Annotated in this window: 9 protein-coding genes; 2 read left to right on the top strand and 7 right to left on the bottom strand. The window is 65.1% G+C overall.

Features of this window, described 5'->3' with window-relative positions:
* The 3 genes from PMI02_RS06510 to PMI02_RS06500 form a co-directional block, all read right to left on the bottom strand.
* On the bottom strand, positions 1–1088 hold a 1088-nt coding region (locus PMI02_RS06510; protein WP_007680426.1), incomplete at its 3' end, for a DUF4178 domain-containing protein.
* Positions 1085–1747, bottom strand: a complete 663-nt coding sequence (locus tag PMI02_RS06505; protein ID WP_007680425.1) for a DUF4178 domain-containing protein — start codon at positions 1745–1747, stop codon at positions 1085–1087. The genes PMI02_RS06505 and PMI02_RS06510, both read right to left, overlap by 4 nt.
* Before the next feature lie 24 nt (positions 1748–1771).
* Positions 1772–2761, bottom strand: coding sequence for an SPFH domain-containing protein (locus PMI02_RS06500; RefSeq protein WP_007680424.1), 990 nt, complete (start codon positions 2759–2761; stop codon positions 1772–1774).
* Positions 2762–3040: 279 nt separating this feature from the next.
* Between PMI02_RS06500 and PMI02_RS06495 the strand changes: the two genes are divergently transcribed.
* Positions 3041–3730: a DUF2490 domain-containing protein gene (locus PMI02_RS06495; protein WP_007680423.1), complete on the top strand. Its 690-nt coding sequence runs from the start codon at positions 3041–3043 to the stop codon at positions 3728–3730.
* An 83-nt stretch (positions 3731–3813) separates the two neighbouring features.
* Positions 3814–4089 (top strand): hypothetical protein, encoded by a 276-nt coding sequence (locus tag PMI02_RS06490; protein ID WP_162130148.1) that lies wholly within the window; start codon positions 3814–3816, stop codon positions 4087–4089.
* Between the two features lie 406 nt (positions 4090–4495).
* Here PMI02_RS06490 and PMI02_RS06485 read toward each other — a convergent pair whose 3' ends face one another.
* From PMI02_RS06485 to PMI02_RS06470, 4 genes are all read right to left on the bottom strand, one after another.
* The gene (locus PMI02_RS06485; protein ID WP_007680422.1) at positions 4496–6001 is read right to left on the bottom strand and encodes a sulfatase-like hydrolase/transferase; all 1506 of its coding nucleotides are present in this window, start codon (positions 5999–6001) and stop codon (positions 4496–4498) included.
* Positions 6002–6021: 20 nt separating this feature from the next.
* Entirely contained in the window at positions 6022–8826 is a 2805-nt protein-coding gene (locus PMI02_RS06480; RefSeq protein WP_007680421.1) for a TonB-dependent receptor, read from the bottom strand.
* A 291-nt stretch (positions 8827–9117) separates the two neighbouring features.
* On the bottom strand, positions 9118–10653 hold the full coding sequence (locus tag PMI02_RS06475; RefSeq protein ID WP_238539008.1) for a DUF2252 family protein: 1536 nt from the start codon (positions 10651–10653) through the stop codon (positions 9118–9120).
* Positions 10654–11014: 361 nt separating this feature from the next.
* The coding region (locus PMI02_RS06470; protein WP_007680417.1) for an oxidoreductase at positions 11015–11538 on the bottom strand (524 nt) is incomplete at its 5' end.

Genomic DNA, 11538 nt, shown 5'->3' with positions numbered 1-11538 from the left:
GCAGGCCAGCCGTGGGCAGCGGCATCGACATAGACGTCGTATGTGCCGCGCGCCACCCGGCCAAGCTTGGTGCGGGCGCGGCGACGGCCTTCGTTCCAGCGCCCGTCGCTGTCGGTGCCGGAATAGTGCTCGACGATGCCGTAGCCGTCGATCGACTGCCCGGTGGCGCGATCGACGAGATTGTAGTCGAGGTCCACCCAGCGGTTGTCGAAGTCCCTGGCGCGGGCCGTGATGTCGACGAATTGCCAGGGGCGTTTCACAGCGATCGTGCCGATCTTCACGCCCTCGCGGGTGCTGCCGAAAGGCACATCGATGGTGCCCGCGGCGCGGTCGACCGGGCCGGAGATCAGGACCATCGCCAGCAGCAACGCCACCATGGCGGCGAAGGCGAGGCCGAACATCGCCGGCAGGTCATCGACATCGCGCCGGGGCGGTGGATCCGCGCGAGGCGCCGCGCGGCGGCGCGGCCCCGCCGGGTCTTTCAGGGCAAAGGCGGTCTCGATGATCGCGCTATCAATGGGCACCAACACGGTCCAGTTGGCCTCGCCCACGCCCTCCTCGCACGACAGGACATGCTCGCCGCGCCCGAACATGAGGGCGAACACCTCGTCGCCCTGCCGCACGCGCCAGTAGAATTCGCCGAGGACCTCGTCGGTCACGGTCCGTTCGGGTTCACCCTCGCAAGAATAGGACTGTCCGCCCCAGGTGACGGTGCCGCTGTGCCTATTGCCCTCCGGCCGGCCGAGCAACATCGTGCCGAATTGCCACTCGCCTTCGGTGAATACCAGCCAGCGATAGCCGGCGTAAGGGTTGAACAGCAGGTACTCATCCCAGGTATAGTTGCCATCGCTGCGCCGCAGGGCGCCCACCGTTTCCCATTCGGTCGCCATCAGCGTGCCGCGCCGGCCGAGGGGCAGTTTGAAACCCGCGGCGGCGCGGCTGTGCGCCTCGATAAGGGCCACCTCGGGCCGCGAGACGTCGAGCATCGAGCTGCAGTAGCGACAGGCCAGATTCACTGAAAAGCCCGCCGCGCGCACCTCCAGCGAGCCGCCGCAGTTGGGGCAGGCGATGGTCCGAACCGCGCTCACCGCAGGACTTCCGGAAAGGCCCAACCCTCGATCGCGCGCAGGTTGCCCGGTGCGAGACCGGCAAGCTCGCTGTAATAGCCCAGCCATGCGCTCGTCCCGCGTTCGTCGCGCTGGAGACTCAGGGCTTCGGCGTGGGGGCCGCGAAAGTCGATGCTGGTCATCGCGCGTCCGGGCAGGGTTACGAACGGCAGGTCACCTTCGCTGCCCAGGCACCGCGCCTCCTTGCAATCGACTGCACGAAGCGTGACGCCGTCCACCACGATTTCATCGCCGATGACGATCTTCCCGCCTTCCGCGAAACCGAGGGCGAGCGGCAAGTCGAGCAGGTCCGCGCGGTCGGTGCTCAGCATGAACGCGCCCATCGCCTCGCCCAGCCAGCGGTGCGCGCCGTCGTCGCCGTGAAGCAGCCATTCGTTCCACGATCCGTCGTCCCAGCCCCAGCGCACGCGGCCAACCACCGTCAGGTGCAGTCCCTCGACCAGCAACGTCGTGCCGAGTTGGATCGGCGAGACGTCGAACGGAAGGACCGCGACCTTGCCTATCTGTTCCACCGTCAGCCCTTCGCGCAGCAATAGCGACTGGCACTGCGCGCAGGTCGTGTACGGGAGCGCCGCGCTGCGCACCGGCAGGCCGGCACCGCACGAAGGACAATTGGTCACGCCGACTTCCCCAGATGCCGCGTGTCAGCGAATGCGGGCGAGGAGTTCGGCCTTCTTTGCGTCGAACTCCTCCTGACTGAGCGCGCCCAGCGTCACCAGCTTGTGCAGCTTCTCGATCATCGCCACGGGGTCTTCCGTTGGGGCTCCCGCCAGACCGGGAGCGGTCGTACCCAGCCCTTGCGCCATCGCGCCACCGAGCGCCGTCGCAGCCGCCACGCCCGCGCCGATGCCGGCGATCGATCCGCCGTCCTGGCTCGCCGCCGCCTCGATCGCCTCGGCCGCCTGGAAACGGGTGTAGTCGCCCAGATCCCCCAACACGCGCATCGACGAGCCCTTGTCGAGATGGGCCTGGACGGCGTCGGGCAGCGAGATGCTCTCGACGTAGAAGCTCAGGCACTCGATGCCCCACTGCGCAAAGGCCTTGTCCACCTCCCCGCGGATACGGTCCGACAGCGCCTGCTGGTTTGCCGCAAGGTCGAGGAAGGCGACGCGGCTCCCCCCAAGCGCGGTCGCGATCGCGGCTTGGATCGCTGCGCGCAACTGCGGCTCGAGCGAGGCCACGCTCACTTCGCCCAACGTGCCGACGACGCGCGCGACGAAGCTCTCGACATCATTCACCCGGAATGAATAGGACCCGAACGCGCGCAGCCGCAGTGCTCCGAACTCCACATCGCGCACCGTGATCGGCTGGGCGGTGCCCCACTTGAGGCCGTGCTGTTCCTTGCGCGACAGAAACACGACGTCCGACTTGAACGGCGAGCGGAAGGCCTTGTCCCAGTTCATCAGGTTGGACAAGATGGGCATGTTCGCCGTGTCCAGGCGGTGCAGGCCTGGTTCGAAGACGTCGGCGATCAAGCCCTCGTTGACGAAGATCGCGGCCTGCCCCTCGCGCACAGTCAACTGCGCGCCGTTCTGGATTTCCCGATCCGCGAACGGGACGCGCCACGCGAGGTCGCCAGGCGCCTCAAGCCAATCGATGACGTCGACGAATTGCTTTCTGAGAAAATCGAACATGTCGCCCCCGCACCCATACCGCACATCGGTCTGGCTTCTTAGGGAACAGGACAGGGCTAGGGCAAGTCGGACATTTTCTTGATTTCCACGTTCAACTCCGCCGCTCAACGAAAGCTCGGCGTTCGCCAAGCAGATGATTGGGTCGACGATGGCACTTCAAGTGAAATCGCATGGCCGTCCTTCCGAGCGCGAGAAAGTGACACAAGACCTAACCGACCGGCAATTCCGTTGACATGAACGAGCCATACCGCTGCGATCTCCAGCTGCCTCCAGGACACCATGCACCGCATCGCACTTTCCGTTCTAGCCGCTGTCGCCGCGTTCAGTTTCGCAAGTTATGCGCACGGCGAAACGCTGCACGACGGGCAGGCTTGGGTAAACCTGACGGTCATGGGCGGCGTCTCGGGAGACGCTGTCTACTTCCTGGAGGTCCAACCACGGATGGGCGACGATTTCTCCCGGCTTGACACACTGCTATTGCGCGGCGCGGCCGGGTGGAAGGTTTCGCCCACCCTAACGCTCTATCAAGGCTATGCGCATGTGATCACCCCGGTCGATGGCGGGCGAGACATCAACGAGGACCGCACCTTCCAGCAGCTTAACCTCGCATTGGGCAAGCCACTGGGTGGCGATCTGTCTTCGCGCACCCGGGTCGAACAGCGTTGGCGTTCAAACGGGGGCGACATGGGCTGGCGTTTGCGGGAAATGGTGCGCTACGAACGCCCGCTTCGAATGGGCAGCGACGCCGTGAACGCTCTGGTCTATGCCGAGGCGTTCTTGGCGCTGAACGATACCGACTGGGGCGCGAGGGGCGGTTTCGACCAGCTACGCAGCTTCATCGGCACAGAAGTTGGTCTGGCGGGGGCGTCAACGCTCGAACTGGGCTACCTTAACCAGACTGTGAACCAGACTGGTGGCCACATCCGAATGAATCACGCCGCCTCGATCACGCTGTTCTATCGTCAGTGAAGCCGAGACGGCTCTTAGCGCACCGCGTCATAGTCATTCTCATCTCCTGCAGCCGCTGCGACCTCAATCCAGCCGTATGCCAATTGCTGAAGCATGGTGGGTTGCACATTATCGTCAATGGCGCCGCATGCTTAGCGAACAAACGCAAGCCGCGTTCGATCAAGGTGTATTGCCCGTTGCACCAGGACGGGCCGGATCTTCTTTCCGGTATCCTCTTCCTTGAGCTGAAGATGACAGCTTCAATAACAGGCGGTCGGGAGATCGACGCGAGAATCGCCGACACCGACCATCGGCTGACGCAAGCACCCCGCCCCTCCATGAAGTCCGCCCTCATATCGGTCGTTCCCGAGCCAAAATGAGGCGAGCCGATTCGAGCCCTTCGTTCCTTGCCTTAAAGGGGTACTTACTTTCCGTTCCAATCGGCTTACTTCTACAACCGCTAACGGGGTAAGCGGACGATGACGGTATAGTTCCTGATCGCCCAAAGGATCACTTTGATCTGATGGGCAAGGCTATCTGGTGGTAAACATGGCAACATGGCGAGCCTGAAGGAGGCGTCTATTGCGGCGGCTGACGGCGCGCGATCATATGTTGCGCGCGCAAAGTCCAGGACCGCCCGCATGGCCCGTGACCGGCCCCGGATGCCTGAGTTTCCCCAACGTCTTGGTCTCGATTCGCCGGATTACTGATGGATGCTGTGTAACTGGTCAGCCCTGTGGCAACCTGTCTGGTGCAACTCTAGTTGTCACCAAGCGGGGTTGAGGGTCAATCGATCGTGGGCCCGTTGCCCATCAAGGCGCCGCCAACCGGCAACCTGGAGCCCCAGGCAACAAGCCGCTTGAGCAACCGATCGCGCAGGCCGGGCTGCTTCGATGCGAGGTTGATCGCCTCTGACGGGTCCGCCTCGAGATCGTAGAGTTGGACTTCGCTGCCGTCAGGCTCGGCAAGCAGCTTCCACTTGCCGTCACGAACCGCAAGGTGCGGCGCCCGGTCCGCCGCCTTGAACGGCCCACGCGGCTGTTGGCTGGCCTTGGGTGCGCCGAACGACCAGAAGATGGCGGGGCGCTTTTTGATCGCGCTGCCTTGCAGCACAGGCGAAAGGTCCATGCCGGCAAGCGAGCCGGGTGTGCGGACGCCGGCGAGCGAAGTCAGTGTGGGCAGGAGGTCCACGCCTTGCCCGACGGTGCGCTCGTCGCGGTAGCCAGCCTTCACGTGGCCGGGCCATGAGACGATCAGCGGCTGCCGGATGCCCCCTTCGTAGAGGCTCCCCTTCCGGCCGCGCAAGGCGAGTACGCTGCCCGGGGCGGTCCCACCGTCCTTGTAGTAGCGCTGCAGGGCGGAAGGTCCGTTGTCCGATGTCACGACGATCACCGTGTTGTCGAACTGGCCCACGTCCTTGAGCCGGTCGAACAGGTTGCCCAGCGCGCGGTCCATCTTGACGATCGTCGCCAGGTAGCGGTCGTCGTCGGGGTCGGCGCCCTTGCCCTTGACGGCCTGGAGCTGTGTCTCGTCAGGCGCCCAAGGATCGTGGACGTCGTTCAGCCAGAGCTGCACGAACCACGGCCTGTCCCTGTGCCGACCTGCGAAGTCCAGCGTCCGCGATGCATAAAGCTGCGTGAGGTTGGTCTTCACGTCGTAGAAGAACGGCCCCTGCCCCAGCGCAGCGGACTGGTCCGCGAGGCCGCGCTCTTCGTCCGCCACGAGGACCCGCGGGCCCAGCCCCTCGAACGTCGTCAGGCTCTCGTCGAAGCCATAGGCGGTGGGCCACGGCGCATCGCCTATGTCGCGGCCCCCGCCCATATGCCACTTGCCGAAGTGCCCCGTCGCATAACCGGCATCGTGCAGCACACGGGCGATGTTGGGCACCTTCGGGTCGAGCCAGTCGGCCTGCCCAAACGTCGCATTGGCGGCACGGTCGTTGATGAAGGTGGCAAAGCCCAGTTCACCCGGGAACCGCCCGGTGAAGAACCCCGCCCGCGACGGCGAACAGATCGGCGCCGCGTCGTAGAAGCGCGTGAGCAGGACGCCCTGCCCGGCGAGCCGGTCGAGATTGGGCGTCGCGATCTTGCGATTGCCCATGACGGACAGGTCCGCAAATCCCATGTCGTCGACGAGGATGAACAGGATGTTCGGCCGAGCATCGGCGCGCGCCGGAACCGGGGCTTGCGGGGCCGGCCGCGGCGCCGCGTTCGCCGCCGGGCCGGCCAGTGCGCTCGAAATCAGCGCCGCGCCAAGGGCGGCCCGCACGAAACCTCGAGAAAGTGATGCCATCGTCATGCTCCTAGCTCCGGTCATATCCGCACCCGGACGCCCAGCGAATAGGTCGTCTCGTCGTAGAATCCCTCGAACGTCGCGAACGACTGGCCCAGGTAGTCGCGCGTCTTGTTGCGCAGGATGTTGGTGCCGCCGAAATCGACGCGGATGGCCTCGTTGATGTCGTAGCCGATATTGAAATCGAGGCGCCCAGCCGAGCGGACGTAGCTGAGCAGTGTCGGCACGAACACACGGCCCGCGTCCGCCGCGTCGATCGGCCGGACCGAGATCGAGCCGGTCTGGTCGCTGTCGAAATACTTCGACCGGTAGGTGTAGACCAACCGGCCACTGATCCCGAACTTCTCGTAGAGCAGGCCGGCGGTGTAGTTGTACTTCGACACGCCCTGCAGCGGATTGCCGGCTAGCGGATCATCGCCGCCGATCTTCGAATCCGCCAGCGTGAAGGCGCCCTGCACGCCGACACCCGACAGGGCGCCCGGCAGGAAGTCCAGGAAGTACTGGCCACTCAGCTCGATGCCCTTGAGCGTCGCTCCGCCAAGGTTACGCGGGCGGGTGACGCTGTAGTCCACGCCGCCGATGGTCTCCGTCGCGGCGCCGTTGATGACGCGGTCCGTGATCCTCCGATAGTACCCGGCGAGCGAGACGTAGCCGCTGGGGAAGTAGTACTCGAGCGTCGCGTCGTAGCTGTCGGACTTCTGTTCCTTGAGGTCCGGATTGCCGGCCGTGCCCGAACTCTGGACGAAGGGGTTGTTCGACAGGCTGAGCGTCACGGTGGGATTGAGGTCGGCGAATTCCGGGCGGCGGATCGACTTGGTGAAGCCGAGCCGCGCCTGGAGCCCGTTGTCCAGCTTGAGCCGCGCGGTGACCGTGGGAAGGAAGTCCTCGTCGGTCGCGTCGGCCGAGACCGGCACATACGTCAGCGCAGCGCCCGTGCCGGAGGCGCGGAAGGTGGTGATGGTGCGGTCGGTACGCACGAAGCGGCCGCCGATGACGCCGTCGATCTGTGCGGTATCGCCCAGCGGGATGAGGTATTCCGCCTGCGCATAAGCGGAGATGGTGTCCTCGCTGGCGTTGAACTGACGGTCTTTCTGGAAATCGGCACGCCCGGTCGGCAGGCCGACGTAACTGCGCAGCGCATCCTGTCCCCGGCTCGACAGCAGGAAGTCGGGACTGGGCACGTAGAACGCGCTGCCGCCGTTGATCCCCGGCGCCGGCGAGCCGATCGAGAGGAAGTCATCCGGCAGACCTGTGGCCGACACCTTCACCGCCCGCGCCTCGGTCGCAGTGCCGATGTTGCCACCGGGGACCGCAGTGTTGAGCGTGACCTGGTACGAATCCGCCGCACGGGACGCATAACGCACGCCGACCTTGAGCTTCGAGAGCAGTCCGGCCAGCTCGCGCTCGGCATCGGCGCGCACGGCGAACAGGTCGCCCTTGGTCGTCCCGAACTGCTGCTGGAAGCTGTTGCGGATATAGAGGTTGTCGGTGCTCCGCAGCGCATCACCGGGCACCGTGAACTGAGCGATCCCGTCTACGTCCGGGGTCATGGTCAGGCTGGCAAGCCGCTGGCCGATGTCGGCGACGATCAGCGTCCGATCCGAGCGCGAGGTCTGGTAGGCGAGATCGAGGTCGGCCTTCCAGCCGTCCCGGTCGAAGCGCAGTCCGCCCGCGATCTGCTTGTTGGCCTGCACGATGTCGCGCGCCTGCGTGGTCTGGTTGACGACGACGTTGCTGAACGTCGCGCTCTTGAGGTAGCACAGGTTCTGCACAGTATAGGGTTGCAGCGTCTGCACCCCGGCGGCATCGGTCTGGATCGTCGGGTTCTGCCCCGCCGCCGTGACCCGCGCCTGGAAACAGTCCCCGCTGGACTGCGCGCCGGACATCTTCACGTTGGTCGTGAAAGGCTGCACGTTGGCCCCGTAGTGGGCGCCCCGGTCGTGCGAGCGGGTGTAGAGGCCGTCCACGTAGACTTCGAGGGAGGGGCTGGCCTGCCATTGCAGCGCGGCGTTGAACTGCGTGCGCTTGAGCACACCTTCCTCGGGGAAGTTCTGGAGGATGTTTGGGACGAGGTAGCCCGGTGTGTTAAGCGGCGTCGACGCCGAACTGCGCAGCCCGCTCAGGATGGTCTGGTCGCGCTCGTAGCTGGAACGCGACCAGGTGCCGTTCACCAGCAGGCCAATTTCGCCGATCGGGGTGTCCCAGCGATCGGTCAGGAGAGCACCGAACTGAGGGTCGGCCTTGTCGGAACGCTTGCCGTAGTTGCCGCGCGCGGAGAAAACGGCGGTGGGCTTGTTGAACGAGAACGGCTTGTTGAGGGCGAGGTCGATGACCCCGGCCAGTCCGCCTTCGATGAGGTCGGGGGTCTGCGACTTGTAGACGTCGATGCGCGCCAGGGCTTCTGCTGGAACGTCCTGCAGGTCCAGTCGGCGGCCGGTGGTGGTGAACACCTCGCGCCCGTTCACCGTGGTCAGGACGTCGGGCAATCCGCGCACGCGCACGTCACCTAGTTCGTTGTTTCGGTTCACCGAAACCTGGATGCCCGGCACGCGCTGCAGCGCCGCGGCCGTGGTGGGGTCGGGGAGCTTGCCGATATCCTGCGCGACGATCGAATCCACGACCTGAAGCGCGTTCTTCTTGATCGTGGCGGCGCGTTCCAGCGACCCACGAATGCCGGTCACCACAATCGCGGGCCCCTCCAGCGTCGCTGTATCGCCAGCCGGCGGCGCGGCTTCCTGCGCACCTGCGGCAGAGGCCATGCTGAACAGGACGATGCCGAGCGCCGACGCACCCTGCTTACCGGGAAAAACGAAACGAGATGACATGGATACCCCTGGACCTGACTGTTTTTTCTGGTGTCGTTTGGTCGAGTGATCCCGTCCCAAAAAATGCACTCTATCAACTAAGTAGAGAATGGCAGCCAAGATTGGCTAGGTCGCTCCAAAGCCGCGCTATGCCGAGGCGGTCGTGGCGATTCTTCACCTGATGGGAAGTTAAGGCGGTCTCACCGGGTGGATCGCGCCACGCCGCCATCACGAGGCAGATCGAGCCGCCTGTTCCGCGGGCAACGCCTCTATCGCCCGGCTTCGCGTGGAGCCCCCCGGGGCAGCATCGCCTCAGGCCGCGAGCGCATAGAGACGGCAATGTTCGAGGTAGCCGCTTTCATGACGCCCCGCCAACGCGACCACGCTCTCCCATAACCAGGAAGGAGCGTCGATCGCGGAGCGCCGGTCCGCTTCCAGATGCCGCAGCCATTCCTGCCGCGTCGCCTCGTCCATTTGCCGCGCATGGGCCTTGCCCACCACGAACGCGAGGTAACGGGCTGCCTTGGCCGCCTGCTTCTCGCTGAACTGGCCGATCTCCAGCTTGAGATCCTGGGGCGCAAGTTCCCGGATGAAAAGCGACTTGCCCATCATCTCGACCGGGATCATCCTCTCGCCCAGATGAGGGGAAAGCGCGCGGGCGGCCTGCAGCACGCGGTGCGCATTGTCGGCGGGCATGGTTGCACTCGCATAAGCCGGGGCGATCGGATCGACAGCCTCCTTGATGTCCACAAGCGCGTAAGCCGGGCGCTCCTTGTCATTCCTGATCTCGATCAGCACGGCATAGCGCAGCAGGCCCAGCGAACTACACCCTTTCAGCCAGTAGGCGCCGTCGACCATTCGCACCGATCGATCCGCATCGTGTTTTTCGAAGGCCAGGATGCGTTCGGTCACCTCGGGCCGCTCGAACAGGCGGCGAAGCGCCTCGTTTTCGTCTTCGGCAAGCGGCCAGAATTTGCGTCCGAGCGGAATCTTGGGAGTGTCGCCGTCCAGTCGTTCCCTGGCAAGATGGCGCCAGCGCCGGGTCCATGCCTTGCGGCGAACAGTTCGGACGGCGTCGGGTTCGTCTCCGGGGTCGCCGTCCCTTGGGTTCGCCATGGCGGCGGCGTATCCCTCGGCCATTTCCTCCATCATCCGCGCCGTCGTTACGCCGGGGAGGTCGGAGCCTCGCGCCGCCGTGGCGAGGGACAGGCCCAGTCGCACCAGGTCATGCGCGGGATTGCCGATGACGGCCTGATCGAGATCGCGTATCTGCACCGCGATGCGCCCATCGCCGCTGGCGATCGGACCAAGGTTGCCAAGATGGCAATCCCCGCAGATCCAGACCGAAGGGCCTTGGGGCAAGCGGTGCGCTGCTGGCGAGGCCGCCAGCCATTCGTAGAACTTGGCGGTATTGCCGCGCACGTAAGCGTGTGCCGACCGCGCCATCTTAAGCGTCCGGGTGGCTTCGAGCGTCTTGGCGCGATCTGCGGTGATGGGCATCGGCATGTGGCGGCAAGGATCCTCGCTGGGTTGTCGCAGCACTAACGCTTGTCCGGCCACTTTGTGACGAAGCATTGCCAAACAAGTAGGTCCGTGCAGCAAGCCCGCCGCCCTGCGGCAGTTCCCCGCGGAGAATGGCGGGTCGGAAATATCTTTCACCGCCGCAGCAAGGACCTCGTGCGGCAGGTGACTACGAACAGTGTCGGTGTCTGGAACTTTGAACGCGGGCAGGCGCTTGTGGGAAAAAGGACGGTACGCAATGGCAACGATCAGAATCGAAACAGTGGCAGATGCGGCGAGCGGACAGGTGTTCGCAGAAATATACAGGGATGATAGTCCTGCACCCATTATGAAGTCGGAAGCCGCCTTCGCTTCGCATGAGGATCTCGTCGAGCAGGTCCTGGAAATGCTTCGCACGCAGTTTCCCGACCACTTCCCGTTCGTGGAAGATCCGACGATCGGGGTCTAGCGCCATGTCGGCCTGCGCCGCTCGGGCCCAACGCCGCCGACCCACCTGCACCCGAACCCACTCCACGATCGGGGCGGGCGTTCGCCCACGACAACGGAGGCCGATCGGCATGGCGGACCGGGCGCGAGCGCATCTTTGGAATTCAACATGCTCGGACGACGGACAGGGCGCATCGATCCATTGCCATCGCCGCACGCCAGCGCTCGCCTCGCTGTCGTGGGCGAGCGCCGGGTGTCGCCGTCAGACGGTGCGGATGGTTCCGCCGTCGATGACGAACTCGGCGCCGTGGATCGCAGCGGCCCGGTCGGCCGCGAGATAGGCGATAAGGTCGGCCACCTCTTCGGGTTCGGCTCCCCGCCCGATCGAGATTCCGCCGAGGGCATCGAGCACAGACTGACGCGCGTCTTCGGTCGTGCCGCCATTCGCTGCCTGAAGCATTCCGAGAAAGTCTCCCGCGGCCTCCGTCATGATCCAGCCAGGAGAGACGACGTTGACCCGCACGCCCTTGGGGCCGAGTTCCTTCGAGATCGACTTGCTGTAGGTCCTCAACGCAGCCTTGGCAGCGGCATAGCCGGTCGTAGACTCAGGCAGCGGCAAGACGGACTGGATCGAGGTAACGTGAACCACGACGCCCGCGCCCCGCTCGATCATCTGCGGGATCAGCAGGCGGTCGAGCCGGACGGTCGCCAGCAAGTTCAGATTCAGCTCGGCGAGCCAGTGCTCGTCAGTCAACGCGACAAAGCCGCCGGCGGGCGAAGCCGAGC

This window comes from Novosphingobium sp. AP12, from assembly GCF_000281975.1.
Lineage (GTDB): Bacteria > Pseudomonadota > Alphaproteobacteria > Sphingomonadales > Sphingomonadaceae > Novosphingobium.
The sequence above is the reverse complement of the archived record's forward strand: the minus strand, read 5'-3'. Positions and strand labels throughout refer to the sequence as shown.